The following is a 22,232-nucleotide window of genomic DNA, read 5'->3' as shown; positions in this document are numbered from 1 at the left end:
GACTCTCCGCTGATCTTACGGCTGGATCACTCCTGCAGCCACATTCTGGCGCTGCGGGCGGGAATGGCGACCCGTACCCACTGGCTCTGCACGTTGACTACGGCCCCTTGGTCGAGCACGTCACGATAGTTGCGATACCAGTTCATCTCGAATTTGGCGGTATCAAGCCAATACTCCTGCTCATAGTCGCACTTATTGATGCCGACCAGCCCCTGTTTGCCCCGTTTGAACAGCACGAAGCAGTCACCGCTGCCGATCAACTGCATGGGTTGACCCTGCACCGCATTGTGGAAGCGGATCATCCCCTTGAGATCGGCGCGCTGGTAGTAATCCTGCCAGCGCAGTCCATCCTTGGCCTGGGTCTCGCCGTGATCCGAATAGACCAGCGGCGAGCCACCATCGCGGCCGAGCAAATAGGCATAGGCCAGCTTCTCGTCAGTCTGGCTTAAGATCTGATAGCGGAAGCCGTCGTTGGTGGGGATGTCGTGGGTCACGGCAAAGGTGACGGCACGACTGCCCGGCAGCGCCTGACCATAGGCGCCCGGATCCGCCAGCAGGTTCATGCTGCCACCGTAACTGAAGGCACCGCGCAGGGAGGCAAACAGCGGAAAGTCATAGGCTCCCTGACCGCTGCTGTCGAGGTAGGGTTTGAGGAAGCGCTCGTAATCGGTGCTGCCAGCCCCCCCAGTGGTGATCACCTCGCCAAACACGTGCATCCCCTGTTTGATCTCGGGGGTGAACACGGCATTGATCTGGTAATCGCTCATGTGTTTGACCGCATCGACCCGAAAACCCTTGATCCCCATCCCCTTGAGCGCCTTGAGATAGGCCTGTTGCTGGCTTACCACCCAGTTGTTGGGATCCAGATCCGGCAACCCCTTGTCACCGGCACCGCCACAGAGACGCCAATACTGGACATGACCCGGATCGCTCCAGTCGCTGATGCACCCTTCGGGATGAAAATCCCGACCGGAGAGGAAGTTTTGTCCCAGATCGCCAAACAGTTTCTGGCGCTCGAAATAGGCCGGGTTGCTGGCGTAGCTTTGCAGCAGCTCGTTGCCGGGATAGTTGAGGTCCTGGCGTTTCCAGCTTTCGTTGGCCATGTGGTTGAGCACCACATCGGCATAGACGGCGATACCCCGCGCCTTCATGACGGCGATCAGCTGCTCGAGATCCTGTTTGTTGCCAAGGGGTGAGTCGACAAGACGCAGATCTTGCGGCTGGTAACGGGCCCACCACTCGTTGCCTGATGATTTGAGAGGCGGTGAGATGAGTACCTGTTTGTAACCGGCCGACTTGATAAGGTCGGCTTTGGCGGTCACTTCACTGTATTTCCAGTTGAAGGCGTGCAGTATGACGTCGGCGTGCGCCAAGGGGGCGATCAGCATGCCTGCGATCGCCCATATTCCCGCTGTGTGTTTCATTATTGTGTCCCTGTTTTTATAGATGCCTGAATGGGCAACCCAGCTTTGGCGGGAACAGGATGTGCTGCAATCCACAACCTGCAGATTTGTGACCGCTTTCAGGATGATTTCGCCGATTATGTGAGCTATTTCGGCTTTTCCTTGTCACGGCCAGTTGCCTTTTTACAAGTGGTTTTTTTGTCATTTCCCTGTCATTCCCAGTCGCTATCCTGCCGGGCGAGTGGTGCGTTGTTGCCATCACCTTCACCGTCAGGAGCTGCATATGACCAGTTGGATCACGTGGGAAATTTGGTGGAGCCGGGTATGGGGCGAGTCAGAGGTGGCGCAGTATGAAGAGGATGAGCACGAAGTGGCTCATGAACCCTCGCGACTACCGGTTGAAATGGTGCAGCAGGGGCGGGATCAGCGCGCAGGCTAAGGCATTAGCCCTCTCTTTACCGAATAGCGCTTTCTTGTCGCGACATGGCTACTTCGTTGGAAAATTCTGAAACGCGGGGTTTCCACAGGATGTGTCGCGGCAGTCTTTCCTCTCAACCTCTTGGCAAGCAAGGGCTTTGTGCTTGATGTGTGAAGGGCGTGAACAGGGGGATTAGAAGAGCGACAGCTGCTCCCCGGGGCGGATAAACCCATCCAGCCTGAGCTGAATATGGCGTTTGCCCAGATCGAGGCGTTTGCTGATAAGGCGAAAGCGCTGGGCCAGCAGATCGGCAAAGTGCCCCTCACCGCGCATGCGGGTACCGAAGGCGGTACTGTTGAGCCCGCCACCGCGGCTGGCTCGCAACTGATTCAAAATAGCCTCCTTCTGGCCCGGATAGTGAGTATCGAGCCAGTCACCAAATAGCGGCGCCAGCTCGTGGGGCAGGCGCAGCAGAATGTAATCGGCGCAACTGGCGCCTGCCTCGGCCGCCGATTTGATGATCTGCTCCAGCTCCGGTTCATTGAGCCGCGGGATCATGGGGGCGGCCAGTACCCCCACCTGCACGCCAGCGTTGGCCAGCTTCTCGATCACTTTCAAGCGGCCTGCACCCGTGCTGGCGCGGGGCTCCAGCTGTCGGCGCAGGGTTTCGTTCAAGGTCGTCACCGACACCATCACCTGACACAGTCCCTCTCTGGCCAGCTCGGTCAACAGATCGAGGTCGCGCAAGATCATGGCGCTCTTGGTAATGAGCCCGACCGGATGGCGGTGGGCCAGCATCACTTCCAGCAACTGCCGGGTCAGGCGATAGCGCTGTTCGATGGGTTGATAGGGATCGGTATTGGCGCCAATGACGATGGTCTGTGGCTGATAGGCAGGTTTGGCAAACTCTCGGCGCAGCAGGTCGGCTGCATTGCGTTTGGCAAACAGCTTGCTCTCGAAATCGAGGCCGGGGGAGAGCTCCAGATAGGCATGGCTGGGTCTGGCATAGCAGTAGATGCAGCCGTGTTCGCATCCCTGATAGGGGTTGATGGAGCGACCAAAGGGGACATCCGGTGAGCTGTTGTAGCTGATGATGCTGCGTGCACCGATCTCCCGCACCTCGGTGCCAGGCACAGAGGGGGTGAAGGCGGCATCCCAATCGGACGATTGCCAGCCGTCATCGACCGCCTCGACAAGGGGACCGCTAAAACGGTGATCGATATTGTAGGGGCTGCCTCGTCCTGCCATGGTGTGCACCGACACTGTTCATACATACAGTCATTTTGCCGGTACCCCGGATAAATGACAACAACTGCTGAGCGACCGGGTGCAAAAAGGGCTGTTGCAGGGATCTCTTGCTTGATTGCGGCGCTACATTTCGTTTACATAGACGAAATGAGAACTGGATCACGGAAATCATCATGAGCCCCACCACTTCCCGTTGGCTGTTTATCGGTCTGCTTGCGCTGGTTATCTGGCGTCTGCTTCCGCTCTCCACCGAGCAGGAGATGGCTGCCGCCAACCGTGCCTGGCGTACCGGTCACTTTGATGAGGCGACCCGGATCTGGTCGCCGCTGGCCGAGCAAGGGCAACCAAGGGCGCAGGCTCTGATGGGCTGGAGTCATGAAGTGGGGCAGGGGAGCGAGCAGGATATCAATCGGGCCATCATGCTCTATCGTCAGTCGGCGCAGGCGGGCGATCCCTTTGGCCAATACCGGTTGGCGGATGCCTATTTGCGTGGCGCCGGGGTGAAGCGGGATCTGCGCGAAGCCTTTCACTGGATGGATCTTGCCGCCCGCAATGGCGATGTGCCGGCGATGCTGAAAGTCGGGGTGCTCCATCTGATGGGGGCGAGCGGGCGTGTCGATCTCTCGCAGGGGAAGCAGTGGCTCTATCAGGCGGCTCAAAAGGGCAACAAACTGGCGCTTCAGGTGCTGCAAGAGCTGGCGCTGGCAGAGGAGGGGAGCAGTGACTTTGACTTCAACTGGCAATCCCTGCTTGGCGAATAGTCGGCAGGCGACTCATTTGACTGTAGAAAATATCTGCAAATCCGATACAGCACGCCCGACTTCTGGTAGCATGGGGCCGTTTTGGCTTGGTTTGTCACGTTAGACATGTGGTTTACGTGTCAGGCCGTCTTCGCAAAGTGCTGTGGAGAACCAGAACATCACCTTTTTGACTCTCTTTTCCATCCCGCATGTGACCTTTGGTAGGGGTCACCACTGTATAAGGAAACACATAATGCCAATCATTACTCTGCCTGACGGCAGCCAACGTCAATTTGCCCACTCTGTTTCCGTCATGGATGTGGCTGCGGACATCGGTCCCGGTCTCGCCAAGGCGTGCATTGCCGGTCGGGTAAACGGTGAACTGGTGGATGCGTGCGAGCTGATCGAAGCCGATGCCTCGCTGGCCATCATCACTGCCAAAGACGAAGAAGGTCTGGACATTCTGCGCCACTCCTGCGCCCACTTGCTGGGTCATGCCATCAAGCAACTCTGGCCCCAGACCAAGATGGCCATCGGTCCCGTCATCGACAACGGCTTCTACTATGACGTTGATCTTGACCGTACCCTGACCGATGAAGATCTGGCTGCCCTGGAAGAGCGCATGCTGGCGCTGGTAGCCAAGGATTACGACGTTATCAAGAAAAAGGTCTCCTGGCAGGAAGCGCGCGACGTGTTCGCTGCCCGTGGCGAGACCTACAAGGTCGAAATCCTGGATCAGAACATTGCCCGTGATGACAAGCCCGGTCTTTATCATCACGAAGAGTACATCGACATGTGTCGTGGCCCGCACGTACCCAACATGCGTCACTGCCACCACTTCAAGTTGCTGAAGATGTCCGGCGCCTACTGGCGTGGCGACTCCAACAACAAGATGCTGCAGCGTATCTACGGTACTGCCTGGGCTGACAAGAAGCAGCTCAAGGCCTATCTGCAGCGTCTGGAAGAGGCCGCCAAGCGCGACCACCGCAAGATCGGCAAGCAGCTCGACCTGTATCACATGCAGGAAGAGGCGCCGGGCATGGTGTTCTGGCACAACGATGGCTGGACCATCTTCCGCGAGCTGGAAACCTTCATCCGCGGCAAGCTCAAAGAGTACGACTATCAGGAAGTGAAAGGTCCGTTCATGATGGACCGCGTCCTGTGGGAGCGTTCAGGTCACTGGGAGAAATATGCCCAGGCCATGTTCACCACCCAGTCCGAGAACCGCGAGTACGCCATCAAGCCGATGAACTGCCCGGGTCACGTCCAGATCTTCAACCAGGGTCTGAAATCCTACCGCGATCTGCCGCTGCGTATGGCCGAGTTTGGCTCTTGCCATCGTAACGAACCGTCAGGCTCCCTGCACGGTCTGATGCGGGTGCGCGGCTTCACTCAGGATGATGCTCACATCTTCTGTACTGAAGAGCAGATCATGGAAGAGGTCTCCGGCTGTATTCGTATGGTCTATGACGTCTACGGTACTTTTGGCTTCGAGAACATCGTGGTCAAGCTCTCCACTCGTCCCGAGCAGCGTATCGGCTCCGACGAGATGTGGGATCGCGCCGAGAAAGCACTGGCCGAAGCGCTGGAGCTCAACGGTCTGAAGTACGATCTGCAGCCGGGTGAAGGGGCGTTCTACGGTCCCAAAATTGAATTTACCCTGCACGATTGCCTTGATCGTGCGTGGCAATGTGGTACCGTGCAGCTCGACTTTGCCCTGCCTGGTCGTCTGGGTGCCACTTATGTGGGCGAAAACAACGATCGCCATGTACCTGTGATGATCCACCGGGCCATCCTGGGTTCTATCGAGCGTTTCATCGGTATTCTGACTGAAGAGTACGCCGGTCTGTTCCCGACTTGGTTGGCACCGACTCAGGCTGTGGTCATGAATATCACGGATAATCAGGCCGATTATGCTGTGAAAGTAGCCAAAGCATTGAATGATGCGGGTCTTCGCGCAAAAGCGGACTTGAGAAATGAGAAGATTGGCTTTAAAATCCGCGAGCATACTTTGAAGCGAGTACCTTTCATGCTGGTCTGCGGCGATAAAGAAGTTGAAGCCGGTAAGATTGCAGTACGTACTCGTAAAGGGGCTGACCTGGGCACTTATCCTGTTGAAGAGTTCATCTCTCTGTTGACCCAGGAAGTTCAGACCCGCGGACAAAAGAAAGTGGAGGAATAAGCTATAAAAGGCGGAAAAAAACTGGGTAAGCAACCGCAAGCCCGCGCTCACCGGATCAATGAAGAGATCCGTCTGAAAGAAGTTCGTCTGACTGGTCTGGATGGTGAAGCCATTGGCATCACCTCCATTCAGGATGCTCTGAACTTGGCCGCAGAGGCCGGAGTTGATCTGGTCGAGATCAGTCCAAATGCTGAGCCGCCCGTTTGCCGGATCATGGATTACGGCAAATTCCTCTACGAAAAGAGCAAAACAACCAAAGAACAGAAGAAAAAGCAGAAAGTCGTCCAGGTCAAGGAAATCAAATTCCGTCCTGGCACTGACGAAGGCGACTATCAGGTAAAACTACGCAACCTGGTTCGCTTTCTGGAAGACGGGGACAAGGCTAAGGTCACTCTGCGCTTCCGTGGTCGTGAAATGGCCCATCAGGATCTTGGTATCAAGGTTTTGGAGCGTGTCAAGAACGATCTGGAAGAGTTGGCCGTAGTCGAGTCGTTCCCGAAAGTCGAAGGCCGTCAAGCTGTGATGGTCCTCGCACCTAAGAAGAAATCTTAAGGCCCACAAGAAATTGACTCATGGGGCTATCCCCATGAGTCGGTTCGCCTTGCGATTTTGTTGTCACTCACAATGCGGAGTATGAAATGCCGAAGATGAAAACCAACCGGGGCGCCGCAAAGCGCTTCAAGAAGACTGGCTCAGGTCGCTTCAAGTGCAAGCACAACCACCTGCGTCACATCCTGACCAAGAAGAGCAGTAAGCGTAAGCGTCAGCTGGGACCGAAGTTCTTTGTTTCCGCTGCCGACCACAAACGTGTTGTCGCTTGTCTGCCGTACGCATAAGGGGGGATGTGAAAAATGCCAAGAGTTAAACGTGGTGTGACTGCTCGTGCTCGTCACAAGAAAGTAATGAAAGCCGCCAAGGGTTACTACGGCGCCCGTTCCCGTGTCTACCGCGTAGCGGTACAAGCGGTAACCAAAGCTGGTCAGTATGCCTACCGTGACCGTCGCCAGAAAAAGCGTCAGTTCCGTCAGCTGTGGATTGCACGTATCAACGCTGCAGCCCGTCAGAACGGTCTGTCCTACAGCCGTATGATCAACGGTCTGAAGAAGGCTTCTATCGAGATCGATCGCAAGATCCTGTCCGATATCGCCGTTCACGACAAGCTGGCTTTCACCGCCCTGGTTGAAAAAGCTAAAGCAGCTCTGGTCTAATCCAGCTCTGTTATAAAAAATAAAGGAGGCTCAGGCCTCCTTTTTTGTATCTGTAATCCGCAGCGCTACATCACAAAGTCCTTTCTCTTGCTACATCTGTCAGCCGGTTAACACATTCTCCACAGAAGGTGATATGTGAGAGATGATGCCAATCTCTAGTTCTACAAACATCAGATATGCCAACAAACTAATTTTTTATTCCATTATTTGAGAGTGTAGGTGAGCTGGTGAGACTCACTTGATATAACAAAATGATTTGTAGGGAGAAAAGCCCACCTTAACTATGGTCAGCGAAGGGGCTTTTTTTGTATTATTCCCCTCTTGACCTTATTTAGCCTAAAGGCTCCTGTACCGGGAGTGGTGACGAGGAAGACATGCAACAGCTTGAAGAAGTAGTCGGCCAAGCCAGAGCCGAAATTGAGGGCGTGAGCGATATCGCTACCCTCGACGAGATCCGGGTCAAATATCTGGGTAAAAAGGGCTTTTTTACCGAGCAGATGAAGGGCCTGGGTGCCTTGTCTGCCGAAGAGCGTCCCGCCGCGGGCGCCGTGATCAACCAGGCCAAACAGCAGGTTCAGGATGCGCTGAACGAGCGCCGTGAAGCGCTCGAAATCGCCGTGCTGAATCAGAAGCTGGCCGCCGAGACCATCGACGTCAGCCTGCCGGGTCGCCGCATCGAGAATGGCGGTCTTCATCCTGTAACCCGCACCATCGAGCGCATCGAGCGCCTGTTTGGCGAGATGGGCTTCAAGGTTGCCCGTGGTCCCGAGATTGAAGATGGCTTCCACAACTTCGATGCGCTGAACATTCCGGCTCATCACCCGGCGCGTACCGATCACGATACCTTCTACTTCAATCCTGATCTGATGTTGCGTACCCACACCTCCGGTGTGCAGATCCGCACCATGGAGCATCAGCAGCCGCCGATCCGCATCATCGCGCCGGGCCGCGTCTATCGTAACGACTACGACATGACCCATACCCCGATGTTCCACCAAGTCGAAGGCCTGCTGGTCGACGAGCATGCCAGCTTTACCGAATTGAAGGGCATTCTGCACGACTTCCTGCGCAACTACTTCGAGGAAGATCTGACCATTCGCTTCCGTCCTTCCTACTTCCCGTTCACCGAGCCTAGCGCCGAAGTCGACGTGATGGGCAAGAACGGCAAGTGGCTGGAAGTGCTGGGCTGCGGCATGGTGCACCCGAATGTACTGCGTTCGGTTGGCATCGATCCGGAAAAATACTCCGGCTTTGCCTTCGGCATGGGCGTTGAGCGCCTGACCATGCTGCGTTACGGGGTCAACGACCTGCGTGCCTTCTTCGAAAACGACCTGCGCTTCCTCAAGCAGTTCAAGTAAGGGCGAGAGAACATGAAATTCAGTAAATCCTGGGTGATGGAGTGGGTCCGCACCGAGTTGAGTGACAACGCACTGGCCGAGCAGATCACCATGGCCGGTCTGGAAGTGGACGCCGTGGAAGCGGTTGCCGGCCAGTTCAACAATGTGGTGGTGGGTGAAGTGGTCGAGTGCGCCCAGCATCCGGACGCCGACAAGCTGCGGGTGACCAAGGTCAACGTGGGTGAAGCCGAGCTACTGGACATCGTCTGCGGTGCGTCGAACTGCCGTCAGGGCCTGAAAGTGTGCGTAGCCAAAGTAGGGGCGACCCTGCCGGGTGATTTCACCATCAAGAAAGCCAAGCTGCGTGGCCAGCCGTCTCACGGCATGCTTTGCTCTTTCAGCGAGCTGGGTATCGACGTTGAAGCCGATGGCATCATCGAGCTGCCGGCCGATGCCCCCATCGGTAGCGATATTCGTGACTACCTCAATCTGAACGACGTCTCCATCGACGTGGATCTGACTCCGAACCGTGCCGATTGCCTCGGTATCGCCGGTCTGGCCCGCGAAATCGGCGTGCTCAACAGTGTGGACGTGGTCGAGCCGACCTGGGCACCAGCTGTTGCCACCATCGATGCTATCTTCCCGATCCGGGTTGAAGCGCCGGCAGATTGCCCTCGTTATCTGGGGCGCGTCATCAAGGGGCTGAACTTGCAGGCCCAGAGCCCGCTCTGGATGCAAGAGAAGCTGCGTCGGGGCGGCATTCGCTCCATCGATGCCATCGTCGATATCACCAACTACCTGCTGCTGGAATTCGGTCAGCCGATGCATGCCTTCGATCTGGCGACCCTGGAAGGGGAACTGGTGGTGCGTCGTGCCCACGCCGATGAGCCGATGACCCTGCTCGATGGCAACGAAGTAAAGCTCAAAGAGACTACCCTGGTGATTGCCGATGCCAAAGGTCCTGCCTGCATGGCCGGTATCTTCGGCGGCAACCGCACCGGTGTATCCGAGACCACTACCGACATCCTGCTGGAGTGTGCCTTCTTCGCGCCGCTCTCCATCACAGGTCGTGCCCGTGCTTACGGTCTGCACACCGACTCTTCCCATCGCTTCGAGCGCGGTGTTGATCCCGAGCTGCAAGCCAAGGTGATGGACCGTGCAACTCGCCTGCTGCTGGATATCTGCGGCGGCGAAGCGGGTCCGGTCATCGAGGTCAAATCCGATGCCCATCTGCCCAAGGCTGCCCCCATCAAGCTGCGTCGCGCCAAGCTAGACAAGGTGATCGGTATCAGCGTGGCGGATGCTCAGGTGGTCGAGATCCTGACCCGCCTCGGCATGCAAGTCACTGTGGATGCTGACGGTTGGACGGCTCTGGCACCCTCCTGGCGTTTCGATATCGCCATCGAGGAAGATCTCATCGAGGAAGTGGCCCGCATCTACGGCTACAACAATATCCCGAACCTGAAACCCGCCGCCTCTCTGGCGATGGTGGAGCAGGCAGAAGGGCAGGTGACCCTGAAGCGCGTACGCGATCTGCTGGTTGACCGCGGTTTCCAGGAAGCGATCACCTACAGCTTCGTCGATCCCAAGACCCAGCAAACCCTGTTCCCGCAGAGCGATGCCATCGTACTGCCGAACCCGATCTCGGTCGAGATGTCCGCCATGCGCGTCTCTCTGTTCCCGGGTCTGGTGCAGGCCGTCGTTTACAACCAGAACCGTCAGCAGCCGCGCGTGCGTCTGTTCGAGCAGGGTCTGCGTTTCATCAAGGATGAAAGCGCCGAGAACGGCATCCGTCAGGAGCCGATGCTGGCCGGTATCATCACTGGCAACCAGAGCGACGAGCACTGGGATATCAAAACCCGCGCCGCCGACTTCTTTGATTTGAAAGGGGATCTGGAAGCGGTGCTGGACTTGACCGCCGAAGGGGCCACCTTTACCTTCGAGCGCACCGAGCACAGCGCCCTGCACCCGGGCCAGAGCGCAGCCATCCTGCGCAATGGCGAGATCATCGGCCACATCGGCGTGATCCACCCGAGCCTCGAGAAGAAGCTGGGCCTCAAGAGCCGCGCGGTGATGTTTGAGCTGGAGCTGGACAAGCTGACCCCGGCCAAGGTGCCTGTGGCAGCCGAAGTTTCCAAGTTCCCGGCGAACCGTCGCGACATCGCCGTCGTGGTCGATCGTCAGGTTCTGGCAGGGGATGTGCTTGCGGTAATTAAAAAAGTTGGCGGAAATCAGGTAGTTGGAATAAACTTGTTTGACGTATACCAGGGTGCTGGTATGGCAGAGGACAAGAAGAGCCTGGCCATCAGTCTTGTATTGCAAGACACCCAGCGCACCCTGGAGGAGAAAGAGATTGCCGAGACCGTAGACAATGTCGTGCGGGCCCTTGGTGAAGAGTTGAATGCATCCTTGAGGGATTGATCTATGGCGCTTACCAAAGCCGACATTGCAGAGCACCTGTTCACCCAGCTCGGGATGAGCAAGCGTGAAGCCAAAGATATGGTGGAAGCCTTCTTTGAGGAAATCCGACAGGCGCTTGAGCGTGGTGAACAAGTCAAGATTTCAGGCTTCGGTAACTTTGACCTTCGTGAGAAGAATCAGCGTCCCGGACGCAACCCCAAGACGGGCGAGGATATTCCTATCAGCGCCCGCCGCGTGGTGACCTTCCGGCCTGGCCAGAAGCTCAAGGCCAGGGTAGAAAATGTTGAACCCAACGAGTGATAAAAAGCCAGGCAGATGCCTGGCTTTTGTTTTCAGATGACCAAATTCCCCGTTTTTCTTCTGGGTGCCGTACTGGCACTGCCATTGCACGCCAAGCCTTTGCAGACCACAGTGCTGCCGCTGGCGCCGGCTACCCAGGCTTATGTGAATTCACTGAGCCAGCTTTCGCTCTGCTATCCTGCGACGCTTCCTCCACCATACCTGATGGCCGAGGGGGGACTGCTCAAGGATCGCCTCGCCCGGTTGCAGGAGCTGTTCCCGATTCCGCTTGTGCTCAAAGAGTTGCCCGATTGGCAGACATTGCGCAACGGGCTCGCAGAGGGGGAATGCGACATCATTCCCTATGTCGGAACCCGCAAGAAGGCCATGGAGGGTATGCGGTTAAGCCGTCCGATGATGGAGACCGATGCCGCCATCCTCTACAAGGGTGAAAATCTCAAACAGGCCCGCTTTCTGGTCTACTCGGTGGCAGACTCTGCCCGCCTGCTGCACGAGCTCTATCCTCAGGCGCGCATTATTTCCCTAAAGAGCGGAGAGAAGGTCTACGACGCGCTGCAGAGTGGCAAGGGTGACGCCTATCTGGGGGACTATCTGCAACTGCGCTATCTGATGCGCGAGTTTCCGGCCGATGGTTTGCGTCTGCGCCGCCTGTTTGGTGAGGATAGGATCATCAGCTATCGCCTGATGATGCGTGATCAGCCTGAGTTGGCCAATCTGGTGGACACCCTGATCCGTCATATGCCGGCCGGCACTATCTATACCGATCTGGCCCGTTATCTCGATCAGGGGTCGCTCTACGTCAACCAGCCCCACTTCAGCGATACCGAGCAGGCCTGGTTATCCGGCCGCGGTCGCACCATTCGCCTGGTGGTCAATCCCGAGTTGATGCCCTATAGCGGCATAAATGATCTGGGGGAGGCGAAGGGGTGGAGCGCGGATGTACTGCGCTGGGTCACCCAGGAGACCGGCCTGAAATACAAGCTGGTGCTTGCCGCCAGCAAGGCGGAGGCCGTAGAAAAGCTGCGCCGTGGTGAGGCGGATATGATGGCCGGTTTGCCGGAATCCCCGGCATTGACGGATCAGTTCATTTTCAGCCGGACGATCTCCACCAACCGTTTTGCCTTGATCAGCAAGCGCAAGCTGGCTGCCGATCGCATTACCCAACTCAAGCGGCAGCGTATTCTGGTGCCGGAATCCCTCTACGATCCCTCCTTGCTCGCCCTGCTCGGTGATCAGGAGTGGGTTCGCACCGACGACCTCGAGCAGGGGCTTGCCGCGCTCAAACAGGGCAAGGCTGACGCCATGCTGAGCGAGCTATATCAGCTGCAATATCCCCAGCGTACCAACTTGCTGGAAGGGCTCGATATCGAGGAGCTGGAAGATCGCTTCAGCCTTGGCTTTGCCATCAACAAGAGTCAGACCGAACTGGCCGGGGTGATGGATCGCAACCTGATGGCGCTGACCAGCACCCAGATTGACGAACTTAACCAGCGCTGGCGCCGCTTGCTCGTTGTGCAGCAGCCCGGCGTGAGCTACGCCGCCTGGTTTGGCTCCATTGCCATGGCACTGCTGATCAGCGGTATCGTCATCGGCGGGATCTGGCGCTCCCGCCAGCAACTGGCGAGGGAAGTGGCCCAGCGTCACGCCGCCGAGAAGGCGCTGGCCATCGAGAGCGAGCTGCGGGAAACCATGTTTCAGGCGTTGCCGGTGCCCGTCTATCTACGTAATAGTCAGGGCAAGGTGATCAAATCCAATAAACAGGGGCGACGTCTGGCCCTGCGCTATTCGCAGCAGTTGATGTTGCCGCCGGTGCAGCCTCAGAAGAGTGAAGGGGAGCTGGTGCTGGGGGATCAGGTCTTCGCCTATGCCCAGCATCCGCTTCGGCTGGACAAGCAGGCACCTGCCACCGATCTTATCGCCCTGTCGGATATCAGTGTGCTGCGTGAGCAGGCCCGTTTTCTGCGTCAGGCAGAGCGCCGCCTGCGCGCCCTGACCAATACCGTGCCCGGCGTGGTGCTGCAGTTTATGTTCGAGCAGGGACGGGTAGGGGGGATCGAGTTTATCAGCCGGGGCTGTTACGAGCTGCTGGGGCTGGCGAGTCAGCAGATCCGTCGTGAGCCCAAACGTGTGCTCATTATGCTGGAGCGCGAGGATCGTCGTCGGGTAAGCCGTGAGATGTTCGCCATGTTGCAGGCTGGCAAACCCTTCGCGTTCACCATGCGCTATCACCATCCGACCAAGGGTCTGCGCTGGTTGCAGCTCTATGGCCGTGGCCGCAGTCAACCGCAGGGTTGGCGAATTTATGCGGTGATGCAGGATGCCACTACCAGGGTCGAGCAGGATCAGGCATTGCAGCACTCCCATGAGCAGGCGCAACAGGCAGTTCTGGCCAAGGGGCGCTTTTTGGCCGCCATCAGCCACGAGATCCGCACGCCGATGAACGCCATGCTCGGCTTGCTGGAGTGGCTGGCCAGTACTCCTTTGTCGAGAGAGCAAGACTCTGCGCTGGCGCGGGTGCGTCAGGCGGGGGATGAGCTGCTCGGCCTGCTCAACGATGTGCTCGACTTTAGCCGCAACGAAAACAGCAAACTCTCCCTCTCGCCGCAACCCACCGATTTTGCCGAACTGTGCGAGCACGTGGCGGCAGTGCACTGGACCAAGGCGCGGGCCAAGGGATTGCAACTGCGCCTTAAGTTGGACCCGGCTCTGCCAGCCCTGCAGACCCTCGACCCTCACCGGGTACGGCAAGTGCTCCACAACCTGCTCTCCAATGCCATCAAGTTCAGCCTGCGTGGGGAAGTGGTGCTGTGGGCCGAGGTGGTCGCATCGACCTTGCGCTTCGGTGTGGATGATCAGGGACCGGGAATCACCGCCAAGATGCGCACCACGCTCTTTATGCCGTTCGAGCAGTTTGCCGTTGAAGGGCAGCTGCGGGCGCCGGGCACCGGTCTTGGTCTGGCGATCTGCAAGCAGCTGGTCGATCAGATGGGGGGGCTTATCGATGTCGAGGGGCGTGTCGGTGGCGGTAGCCGCTTCTATTGCGAGTTGCCCCTGAAGCGGGTGCAGCAGGAGCCGGACTGGCAGCCCAATGTGCGGCAGCTGGCACTCTCTTTACCCCACGATGAGGCGCAAGCTCTCTCGCCCTGGCTCAGTCGATTGGGGATCGCCACCGTCAGCAACGCCGTTGATACGCTGCAAGCGGAGGTGGACGAGAAGGGGCTCTACTATTGGGCCTGGCAAGGGGAGTCCTGGGTGCCTGGGACCATCATCACTCTGCTGCAGCCACGGTTGACCCCGGATCAACCGGTGGCCGGCACCCAGCCCGGGCTCGGCATGCGGGTACTGCTGGTTGAAGATCACGATGTCAATCGCGAGCTGATCAGCCTGCAACTGGGGCAACTTGGTGCCAGCGTTATCACTGCCGCCAACGGGCAGCTGGCGCTGGAGATGCTGGCGCAACAGGAGGTGGATTTTGTGCTGACCGATCTGCAGATGCCGGTGATGAACGGGGCCGAGCTGTGCAGGCAATTGCGCCAATCCGCTCGTTGGGCCCGTCTGCCGGTCTATGTGATCACCGCAGATCTCAGTGATCAGGCGGCAAGGGAGCTGCAATCCTGCGGTTGCGATGGCCATCTGGACAAGCCGGTCGCCCTCAAGGAGCTGGCGACCTTGCTGCGCCATATTGCCAAAGAGGGGAGCAATGTTGTCGCCCCGACACCGGTTGCCTCGCTGCTGACCGATGAACTGGCCGCCCTTTATCTGAAGGCTACCCGTGATGATTTGGCCGAACTTGAGCGCTGCAGCACAGAAGAAGATGAAGTTGGCGTGAATGCTGCTTTACACAAGTTGAAGGGGGCCGCCAGAATGGTAGGGGCGACTGCGTTGGTGGCGGCCATTGAAGAGTGGCAACAGGCGCCCCATCCGATGCTGCAAGCCAGATTGAACCGGGCACTGGATGAGTTCAGCCAGCAGTTTTCAAAGAGGGCTCAAGATGATCATCACTGATGAAGAATTACTGGCGTTGCTCGATTCGGAAGAGCATGAGGCGGCAGGATTTTGCCCCATTGTGCTCTATGCCCTCGACAGCACCGCCCATGAGTTGGCCAGCACCATGACATTGCCCTCCTATGTCACGCTGCACCGTACCCGACCGGATGCCTGCTGGCAGTGGGAAGGGCTGTTTGCGGCAGGTGCCATTGCCCTTTACGACCCCGCCGCTCATCAGCAGGCGGATTACTTCCCCCAGTTGCAGCAGCATGAGGGAATTTACGCTATTGGCGAGGATTGGCTGGGGGGGCTTGCCGCCAGTTACCGTAACTGGTGCAACTGGCTGGCCGCTAACAAGGTGCTGCTGCTCGAGGATCACCCGTTTCAGGGGATGCAACTGCAACAGACCATCGCCGGGTTGGGGCTCTCCTGTCAGTGGGTACAGGATGAATCGGCCTGTCTTGCGGCATTGTCGGCGGGCGACATCAGCCTGCTGGTGTGCGATCTCAGCCTAGTGGAGCAAGATGCCATCAGTCTGCTGATGAACCAGCCCCAGTTGCAGGAGGCCGGGCTGCCCATTGTGCTGCTTTCGGCCCATGAGCAGACGCTGATCGACGGTGCCCGCCGCCTGCTGCACGATGCCGGTTTCAATATTCTGGCGGCGCTGGCCAAGCCGCTTGATTGCGATGAGCTGCTCAGGTTGCTGCGCCGACTCTATCTGGGCCCGCTGCGTCAACAGCGCTTGAGCGGCCAGCGCCGCTCCATCCGCCGGTGGCAGGGGGAGGTGCAGGGTCAGCTTGGGCTGCTCTCCAGTCCCGCGACCCCTCATCCGGTCTGGCTGGCGGTGACGGGTTTGCCCAGCCGCTGGGAGGCGCTCAAGGAGTGGCTGACGGAGCAGTCGCGTACCCCAGCCGAACTAACCCTGCTGATCCACCGTCGAGACCACCTGCTCGGCAATGCCGATCGCTTCGCACTGGTGCTGCAAGCCAGTCTGGCGGGGAGCAAGCTGGCGCTGCTGCTCGATAACAGCCAGCATCTGCCATTCGATCTGCTGGAGCGTTTGCCGCTGCAAGCCTTGCTGTTGGGGCAGGGGATCTTGCCGGAGATGGAGTCCTTGACCGGTGACTCCCTGCTGGGACGCTTTATGGCCCGGGTTCGGGAGCTGGGGATCGCCGTCTATCTGGATGATCCTTACAACCTGCTCGACGTCGAGGTGTGGCGAGAGCGCGGTATGACGGGGCGCTGGTAAGCCATGCCGCGCTACCTCTGCTGGCCCATGCACCGGGAGCGCCTTGGCAAAGGGCTGGAAGGCTGGCCCCATCCGGTTTCCCTGGCCGCGCTGCCACTGGCGATGGAGGTCTCCGGGGTGCCTTGCCTGCTGCGCGAGCTGCATGGGGTGGCGCCTGCCCGCATGCTGGCCGCTTACGATGCATTGAGTGAAGAGAGCATCTATCTGCGCTTTATGCGTCCGAAACGGACACCGCCACCGGAACAGGTGGCCCAATTTCTCAATTACCGTCCCGAACAACAGATCTCGCTGTTGCTGACCGATCTGGCCGGTGAGCCGCTGGCTCAGGCGCAATCAATCCGCCGCCGCCTTCATCCCGATCGGGCGGAGTTCTCCTGCATCGTAGCGGATCACTTCCAGCACAAGGGGGCGGGGCGGCGCATTCTGCTGGCGCTGGCACTGCTGGCCAGGGCGGACGGGATCCGGGAGTGGACGGCGGAAGTGCTGGCCCAGAACCGGCCCATGCTGACCCTGCTCAAGCGCCTTGGCTTGCCGCTGACCCTGGTAACCGGGCGGGAGATGGTCTTTGTCAGACTGGATCTGTCGGTACTGGATGCCTGGTTACCCGCACCGCCAGCGGCGCCGCTTAAGACCAAGGGCGAATAGTGACACTTTTTTCCCTGTGCTAAGGTCACATTTATTGTGCGGGGATAGACGGAGCAGCTTATGGCGCAGTCATATAAACATATCGTGATCCTGACCGGAGCGGGGATCTCTGCCGAATCCGGCATCAAGACCTTTCGTGCCTGCGATGGTTTGTGGGAAGAGCACAAGGTCGAGGACGTGGCGACCCCCGAGGGGTATGCCCGGGATCCCGAACTGGTGCTGCGCTTTTACAACTCCCGCCGCAAACAGCTGCAACAGCCCCAGGTTCATCCCAATCCGGCCCACTATGCGTTGGCCCGTCTCGAGCGGCTGCTGCCCGGCACGGTCACCCTGGTCACCCAGAACATCGACAATCTGCACGAGAGCGCGGGTAGCAAGAACCTTATCCATATGCACGGGGAGCTGCTCAAGGCCCGCTGCCCAGAGTCCGGTCAGGTGATCGAGTGGCGCGGTGATCTCCATCAGGACGAGCTCTGCTCTTGCTGCCAGTTCCCTCAGCCGATGCGTCCCCATGTGGTCTGGTTTGGCGAAATGCCGCTCGGGCTGGATCGCATCTATAGTGCGCTGGCCCAGTGCGATCTCTTTATCTCCATCGGCACCTCTGGCGCTGTCTATCCGGCCGCCGGGTTTGTCCATGAAGCGGGATTGAACGGGGCGCACACCATCGAGCTCAATCTCGAACCGAGCGAGGTGGGTAGCCAGTTTGACGAAAAACGCTATGGGCCGGCCTCCCTGCTGGTGCCCGCCTATGTCGATGAGTTGCTGGAGGTGTGCGGCATTCATCAACCGAGGCAAGTCGAGGGGCACAACTGGATGGAGATGCGCGGTCCCTGAGCTACTGTGCGACGGGACAGTTGCAATGGTTCGGTGAAATCGCCACACTGGCAACCATTTAAAAAATGGGACGCAGTTGGCGCAAATTACCATGATCGCAGTCAAGCAATGGATCGCTTTTTTTCTCCTGATGCTGGCCAGTGCCAGTGCATCGGCCTCCATCCCCCTGATGACCCTGGTACTGCCAGATGGCCAGCAGGTGACCCTCGATGAGTCGGCCCTCTCCGCCTTGCCACAGACCGAATTCACTACGACTACCCCCTGGACTCAGGGCGCCCACCACTATCGCGGGCCGACCCTGTCAGCCGTGCTGGCGGCGCAAGGGATCCCGGATGCCCGCAAGATCGCCGTCTCGGCCCTCAACGGCTATCAGCAGGTGGTGGATCTGGCCCTGTTCGACGGCGTGCCGCTGACCCTGGTGCGTCAGGAGGACGGCAAACCGCTGACCCGGCGTAACAAGGGGCCGCTCTGGCTGCTCATCCCGTTCACCACCTATCCCAAGCTGGACGTGCCTGCCATTCACAACTGCATGGTGTGGCAGGTGACCCGCATCGAGATCGTCGATTGATGGGGCTATCCCGCCAAAATCTGCTGTTGGTTGCGGTGTCGCTGCTGTTTCTGCTCTCGTCGGGCAGCAGCCTCTATCTGCAGTATCGGCAGGAGCAGCTGGTCGATACTTTCTACCGCAATGTCCACTGGAACATCAGCCAGGTAATGCTCGAATCCCAGCGTTTCCTCTACGACCTGCAGCTCTATCGGGCTGGCAGACTGTCGATGGAGACCCTGAGCCTTGATTACGATCTGCTGTGGAACCGGCTCGATATCTTCCTCATCAGTAGCGAGACCGCCGAGATGCGCCAGCGGCACGGGCTCGGCAAAGTGCTGACCACCCTGTTCGAGCAGATCAAGCAGCTCGAACCCCAGATGGAGGCCGGTGCGCTGCGCGAGGGGGCTGAGCTTGCCCGCTTGCAGGAGGCGATCGCCAGCCAGACCCGTCTCATCGAACAGATAGGGGATCAGATCCTCTCGGGCCAGGAGCGGGAGCATTCGGTCAGCCAGATCCGCAACAGCCTGTTCTGGCTGCAGATCTGGCAACTGATCCTGTTGCTGACTGGCGGCGCTCTGGTCGCTGCCCTTATTCGCGCCAATCTGGCAAACCGTCGGCTTGCCCTGCTCGATCCCCTGACCCAGCTTGGCAACCGCCGTGCCCTGCAGGAGCAGCTCTCTCGCGCTCTGCATGCCGATGATGTGAGCGCCCTGGTGGTGCTCGATCTCAAGCGCTTCAAGCAGGTCAATGATCTGCTGGGTTATCAGGTCGGTGATCGGCTGTTGCAGATGGTGGCCGACAAGCTGCAACAGGCCCATGGCAGCCACGCTTACCGGCTCGGCGGAGATGAATTTGCCGTGGTGCTGACCAAGGCGAATGATGCGCTGAAAACCGCCATTCATGAGCTGGTGGATCTGCTCCATTTCGAGTTCGTGACCCGGGAGTGCAGCTTCGATCTGGCCTGTCGACTCGGGGTCGCCAAGGCGCAGCAACAGGATGCCGCCCGGCTGCTGGATCAGGCCATCCTGGCCCTCAACCAGGCCAAGCGTAGCCAGGAGGGGGCGATCAGCTGGTTTGAGCCTGCCATGCTGCAGCAGTTGCAGTTGAGTCAGCAGCAGCTTCATCAGTTGCGAGAGTGGCTGGTTGGGCGCGAGCCTGCACCGCTGCGAGTGGCATTGCAGGCGCTGACGGACGGACAGGGCAACGACATGTGGCAATTGGCGCTTGAGTGGCGTGAGCAGGGAGTACCCTGCTATATGCGCTGGCTGCAGGAGTGCGGTGTGCTGGGGCCCGTGTTGGCCCGTGTGCTGCAAGCGTACGAGGCGCAGTATGACGATGGTCGGGAACTGCTGGTCCCGCTCGACAACCAGGCCCAGCTGACCCATCTACTGGCCTATCTGCCGGAGGCTTCCCGTACGCCGCTGGTGTTGCTGATACCGACGCTGCAGCAGGATAGTGCCTTGCTGGCAGGATTGCGGCAGCAGGGTTGTACTCTGGCGCTCAGAGAGATTGGCTGCACCACCGCGGCGCAGCTGGCAGCTGGCTGGCCTGTCCGCTACTGGTTGCCGCAGGGTGATGATGATGATGATGATGATGGCGAGTTGTTGCAGCCTCTGGCCAGACGATTGGGGCTGGTGCCACTGCAAGTGCTGGCAACTAGGGAAACGAGGTCGCTGGCCTGAGGGCAAAAGCGGTATTGCACGGCAGAGATAAAACGAAACAAGGCGACCTCAGGGTCGCCTTGTTCGTTTATTGCCCCTGAACGTCAGGGGCAGGGCGCGCAAGATTGTCTGATCACCAGGTCCGGGTCGACGGTGATCAAGTGGTTCTCCACCGCTTCGCCGTTGATGCGGGCCAGCAGCCGGGTGACGGCGAGGCGCCCCAGCTCCTCTTTGGGCTGGTTGACGGTGGTGAGCGGCGGCGACATAAATTCTGCCAGCGCCACATTGTCATAGCCAACGATGGAGATATCCCGCGGGATCACTAGCCCCGCCTGATGGGCGGCACTGATGGCCCCCATCGCCATCATGTCGTTGCAGACAAAGAGGGCGGTGGGCCGCTCGGGCAATGCCAGCAGACGAGTCATCGCCTCATGGCCGCTGGCGCAGTCAAAGTCCCCCTCCAGGATCCACTCCTGATTGACGGCGAGACCCGCCTCCTGCAACGCCTGCTCGAAGCCAGCTTGGCGCTGGTTGGCAGGGGCGCGGCTGTGGGGGCCGGTGATGCAACCGATGGCGGTGTGGCCCAGCTCAATCAGATGGCGGGTCGCCAGATAACCGCCGTGGAAGGAGTTGTCGGCGATAAGATCCACATCATCGCTGACCAGCCCCCAATCCATCACCACCACCGGCAAGCTCTTGAGCCAGTCGAGCTGATTGAACACCTCTTGTTGGCCTTCGCTACACATGATCAGCAGACCATCGACCCGCTTGCGCAGCATCATCTTGAGGTAGGAGAGGGCCGTCTCGGCTTGCCCCTCGGTGTTGCCCAGCATCAGGTTGTAGCCCTGCTCGAAGCAGTAACGCTCCACCCCGCGCACCACCTCGGCAAAGAAGGGGTTGCTGGAGGTGGTGACCAGCATGCCGATACTGTTGGTCTCCTTCACCTTGAGGCTTCGGGCCACCAGACTCGGGGCATAGTTGAGCTCGCGCATGGCCGCAAAGACTCGCTCGCGGGTCTCCTCGGCGACGAAGCGCGTCTCGTTGATGACGTGGGAGACGGTGGTGGTTGATACCCCCGCCAGCGCCGCCACCTCCTTGATATTGGCCATCAGTGCCCCTGCGCAGTCTGTTCAAGCAGGAAGGTGTCGACCTCCTGCTTGCTCGGGATAGAACTCTGGGCGCCGAATCGGGTGACGGAGAGCGCCGCAGCCCCGTGGGCAAAGCGAACCGCGCTGTGGAAATCGGCACCGGCCAGTTCCGCCGCCAGCAGGGCGCCGTTGAAGGTATCGCCCGCGGCAGTGGTATCCACCGCCTTGACCCGAAAGCCCGGGATCAGCTGTTGCTGCTGTGCGTTGCTGCAATAGACCCCCTGCGACCCCAGGGTGATCATCACATCCGCAATGCCCATCTGGTGGAAGCGGGCGGCCGCCTCTCGGGCACTCGTTTCGTCGGTGACTTTGACGCCGGTCAACAGCTCCGCTTCGGTCTGGTTGGGGGTGATAAGGTCGACCAGTGCCAGCAGTTCGCTCGAGAGCGGGCGGGCGGGGGCTGGGTTGAGCACCACCCGGGTGCCGTGGGCGCGAGCCAGCCGTGCAGCTTCATGGACACTCTCGAGCGGCACTTCCAGCTGCAAAAGCAGGGTGTGGGCGTCGGCGATCATCGCTTCGTGGTTTTTCACCACGGCAGGGGTGATGGCCCCGTTCGCCTCGGCGGAGATACCTATGCTGTTCTCCCCCTCATCGCTCACATAGATGATGGCGATGCCGGTCGGGAGCTTGGGATCGAGCTCGACGGCGCTCACGTCAATACCGTCTTTGGCAAAACCGCTCTTCATCTGGTGGCCGATGGCGTCATCACCGATGCGGGCGATAAAGGATACGGGGGCACCGAGACGGGCGGCCGCAACCGCCTGATTGGCCCCCTTGCCACCGGGCACCACCTGATAGCTGTGGCCGGTCAGGGTTTCACCCGGGCGAGGAAAGTGGGGAACGCGCAGCACATGGTCTGCATTGACACTGCCCAGAACGACGAGACGATTCATGTTGACTACTC

At 59.1% G+C, this 22,232-nt stretch carries 19 protein-coding genes; 15 read left to right on the top strand and 4 right to left on the bottom strand.

The annotated features are described in order from the left end of the window. Positions 1–26: 26 nt before the first annotated feature. Positions 27–1,424 carry an alpha-amylase family protein gene (locus G5149_RS00520; RefSeq protein WP_421211093.1) on the bottom strand — a complete coding sequence of 466 codons (1,398 nt, stop codon included), beginning with the start codon at positions 1,422–1,424 and terminating at the stop codon, positions 27–29. A 262-nt stretch (positions 1,425–1,686) separates the two neighbouring features. On the opposite strand from G5149_RS00520, the gene G5149_RS00515 reads away from it, so the two are divergent. Further along, positions 1,687–1,842 (top strand): hypothetical protein, encoded by a 156-nt coding sequence (locus G5149_RS00515; protein ID WP_019445149.1) that lies wholly within the window; start codon positions 1,687–1,689, stop codon positions 1,840–1,842. A 171-nt stretch (positions 1,843–2,013) separates the two neighbouring features. Here the strand turns inward: G5149_RS00515 and G5149_RS00510 are convergent, their stop codons facing one another. Beyond that, positions 2,014–3,069 carry a PA0069 family radical SAM protein gene (locus G5149_RS00510; protein ID WP_337072215.1) on the bottom strand — a complete coding sequence of 352 codons (1,056 nt, stop codon included), beginning with the start codon at positions 3,067–3,069 and terminating at the stop codon, positions 2,014–2,016. A gap of 173 nt (positions 3,070–3,242) precedes the next feature. On the opposite strand from G5149_RS00510, the gene G5149_RS00505 reads away from it, so the two are divergent. The 14 genes from G5149_RS00505 (at position 3,243) to G5149_RS00440 (ending at position 20,201) form a co-directional block, all read left to right on the top strand. Continuing rightward, entirely contained in the window at positions 3,243–3,830 is a 588-nt protein-coding gene (locus G5149_RS00505; protein ID WP_421211090.1) for a tetratricopeptide repeat protein, read from the top strand. 232 nt (positions 3,831–4,062) lie between these two features. Further along, entirely contained in the window at positions 4,063–5,991 is a 1,929-nt protein-coding gene (gene thrS, locus G5149_RS00500) for a threonine--tRNA ligase (protein ID WP_421211088.1), read from the top strand. Positions 5,992–6,012: 21 nt separating this feature from the next. Beyond that, positions 6,013–6,543, top strand: coding sequence for a translation initiation factor IF-3 (infC, locus tag G5149_RS00495; RefSeq protein WP_196783562.1), 531 nt, complete (start codon positions 6,013–6,015; stop codon positions 6,541–6,543). Positions 6,544–6,629: 86 nt separating this feature from the next. Continuing rightward, positions 6,630–6,827 carry a 50S ribosomal protein L35 gene (gene rpmI / locus G5149_RS00490; protein WP_005300673.1) on the top strand — a complete coding sequence of 66 codons (198 nt, stop codon included), beginning with the start codon at positions 6,630–6,632 and terminating at the stop codon, positions 6,825–6,827. A gap of 15 nt (positions 6,828–6,842) precedes the next feature. Next, positions 6,843–7,199 (top strand): 50S ribosomal protein L20, encoded by a 357-nt coding sequence (gene rplT / locus G5149_RS00485; protein ID WP_421211087.1) that lies wholly within the window; start codon positions 6,843–6,845, stop codon positions 7,197–7,199. Between the two features lie 374 nt (positions 7,200–7,573). Beyond that, complete coding sequence (gene pheS, locus G5149_RS00480; protein WP_139459358.1) at positions 7,574–8,557, top strand: phenylalanine--tRNA ligase subunit alpha; 984 nt, start codon at positions 7,574–7,576, stop codon at positions 8,555–8,557. A gap of 12 nt (positions 8,558–8,569) precedes the next feature. Further along, a complete protein-coding gene (pheT, locus tag G5149_RS00475) occupies positions 8,570–10,957 on the top strand; it encodes a phenylalanine--tRNA ligase subunit beta (protein WP_337072216.1) in 2,388 nt (795 codons plus the stop codon). A 3-nt stretch (positions 10,958–10,960) separates the two neighbouring features. Further along, on the top strand, positions 10,961–11,257 hold the full coding sequence (gene ihfA / locus G5149_RS00470; RefSeq protein WP_005300715.1) for an integration host factor subunit alpha: 297 nt from the start codon (positions 10,961–10,963) through the stop codon (positions 11,255–11,257). A 15-nt stretch (positions 11,258–11,272) separates the two neighbouring features. Next, positions 11,273–15,262: a response regulator gene (locus tag G5149_RS00465; RefSeq protein WP_421211084.1), complete on the top strand. Its 3,990-nt coding sequence runs from the start codon at positions 11,273–11,275 to the stop codon at positions 15,260–15,262. After that, positions 15,249–16,493: a response regulator gene (locus G5149_RS00460; RefSeq protein WP_139402131.1), complete on the top strand. Its 1,245-nt coding sequence runs from the start codon at positions 15,249–15,251 to the stop codon at positions 16,491–16,493. Before G5149_RS00465 ends, G5149_RS00460 begins: the two co-directional genes overlap by 14 nt. 3 nt (positions 16,494–16,496) lie before the next feature. Then, the gene (locus G5149_RS00455) at positions 16,497–17,138 is read left to right on the top strand and encodes a GNAT family N-acetyltransferase (protein WP_421211082.1); all 642 of its coding nucleotides are present in this window, start codon (positions 16,497–16,499) and stop codon (positions 17,136–17,138) included. Positions 17,139–17,198: 60 nt separating this feature from the next. Next, positions 17,199–17,972 (top strand): Sir2 family NAD+-dependent deacetylase, encoded by a 774-nt coding sequence (cobB, locus tag G5149_RS00450; RefSeq protein WP_421211081.1) that lies wholly within the window; start codon positions 17,199–17,201, stop codon positions 17,970–17,972. A gap of 91 nt (positions 17,973–18,063) precedes the next feature. Beyond that, positions 18,064–18,540, top strand: coding sequence for a hypothetical protein (locus tag G5149_RS00445; RefSeq protein WP_421211079.1), 477 nt, complete (start codon positions 18,064–18,066; stop codon positions 18,538–18,540). Continuing rightward, complete coding sequence (locus tag G5149_RS00440; protein ID WP_421211077.1) at positions 18,540–20,201, top strand: diguanylate cyclase domain-containing protein; 1,662 nt, start codon at positions 18,540–18,542, stop codon at positions 20,199–20,201. Before G5149_RS00445 ends, G5149_RS00440 begins: the two co-directional genes overlap by 1 nt. An 83-nt stretch (positions 20,202–20,284) precedes the next feature. Here the strand turns inward: G5149_RS00440 and G5149_RS00435 are convergent, their stop codons facing one another. Further along, the gene (locus tag G5149_RS00435; RefSeq protein WP_337072220.1) at positions 20,285–21,289 is read right to left on the bottom strand and encodes a substrate-binding domain-containing protein; all 1,005 of its coding nucleotides are present in this window, start codon (positions 21,287–21,289) and stop codon (positions 20,285–20,287) included. Next, positions 21,289–22,221, bottom strand: coding sequence for a ribokinase (rbsK, locus tag G5149_RS00430; RefSeq protein WP_337072221.1), 933 nt, complete (start codon positions 22,219–22,221; stop codon positions 21,289–21,291). The genes G5149_RS00435 and rbsK overlap by 1 nt, the downstream gene beginning before the upstream one ends. Positions 22,222–22,232: the final 11 nt, after the last annotated feature.

It is taken from the genome of Aeromonas sp. 600479 (genome assembly GCF_049175515.1).
Lineage (GTDB): Bacteria > Pseudomonadota > Gammaproteobacteria > Enterobacterales > Aeromonadaceae > Aeromonas > Aeromonas veronii_A.
The sequence above is the reverse complement of the archived record's forward strand: the minus strand, read 5'-3'. Positions and strand labels throughout refer to the sequence as shown.

What these genes read in the sequence shown, in the direction of transcription:
- cobB (WP_421211081.1), top strand. Translation starts at nt 17,199, where the DNA reads ATGGCGCAGTCATATAAACATATCGTGATCCTGACCGGAGCGGGGATC.
- G5149_RS00460 (WP_139402131.1), top strand. Translation starts at nt 15,249, where the DNA reads ATGATCATCACTGATGAAGAATTACTGGCGTTGCTCGATTCGGAAGAG.
- G5149_RS00505 (WP_421211090.1), top strand. Translation starts at nt 3,243, where the DNA reads ATGAGCCCCACCACTTCCCGTTGGCTGTTTATCGGTCTGCTTGCGCTG.
- G5149_RS00435 (WP_337072220.1), bottom strand. Translation starts at nt 21,289, where the DNA reads ATGGCCAATATCAAGGAGGTGGCGGCGCTGGCGGGGGTATCAACCACC.
- G5149_RS00520 (WP_421211093.1), bottom strand. Translation starts at nt 1,424, where the DNA reads ATGAAACACACAGCGGGAATATGGGCGATCGCAGGCATGCTGATCGCC.
- rpmI (WP_005300673.1), top strand. Translation starts at nt 6,630, where the DNA reads ATGCCGAAGATGAAAACCAACCGGGGCGCCGCAAAGCGCTTCAAGAAG.
- G5149_RS00510 (WP_337072215.1), bottom strand. Translation starts at nt 3,069, where the DNA reads ATGGCAGGACGAGGCAGCCCCTACAATATCGATCACCGTTTTAGCGGT.
- G5149_RS00515 (WP_019445149.1), top strand. Translation starts at nt 1,687, where the DNA reads ATGACCAGTTGGATCACGTGGGAAATTTGGTGGAGCCGGGTATGGGGC.
- G5149_RS00445 (WP_421211079.1), top strand. Translation starts at nt 18,064, where the DNA reads ATGATCGCAGTCAAGCAATGGATCGCTTTTTTTCTCCTGATGCTGGCC.
- G5149_RS00440 (WP_421211077.1), top strand. Translation starts at nt 18,540, where the DNA reads ATGGGGCTATCCCGCCAAAATCTGCTGTTGGTTGCGGTGTCGCTGCTG.
- ihfA (WP_005300715.1), top strand. Translation starts at nt 10,961, where the DNA reads ATGGCGCTTACCAAAGCCGACATTGCAGAGCACCTGTTCACCCAGCTC.
- pheS (WP_139459358.1), top strand. Translation starts at nt 7,574, where the DNA reads ATGCAACAGCTTGAAGAAGTAGTCGGCCAAGCCAGAGCCGAAATTGAG.
- thrS (WP_421211088.1), top strand. Translation starts at nt 4,063, where the DNA reads ATGCCAATCATTACTCTGCCTGACGGCAGCCAACGTCAATTTGCCCAC.
- pheT (WP_337072216.1), top strand. Translation starts at nt 8,570, where the DNA reads ATGAAATTCAGTAAATCCTGGGTGATGGAGTGGGTCCGCACCGAGTTG.
- rbsK (WP_337072221.1), bottom strand. Translation starts at nt 22,221, where the DNA reads ATGAATCGTCTCGTCGTTCTGGGCAGTGTCAATGCAGACCATGTGCTG.
- rplT (WP_421211087.1), top strand. Translation starts at nt 6,843, where the DNA reads ATGCCAAGAGTTAAACGTGGTGTGACTGCTCGTGCTCGTCACAAGAAA.
- G5149_RS00455 (WP_421211082.1), top strand. Translation starts at nt 16,497, where the DNA reads ATGCCGCGCTACCTCTGCTGGCCCATGCACCGGGAGCGCCTTGGCAAA.
- G5149_RS00465 (WP_421211084.1), top strand. Translation starts at nt 11,273, where the DNA reads ATGCCTGGCTTTTGTTTTCAGATGACCAAATTCCCCGTTTTTCTTCTG.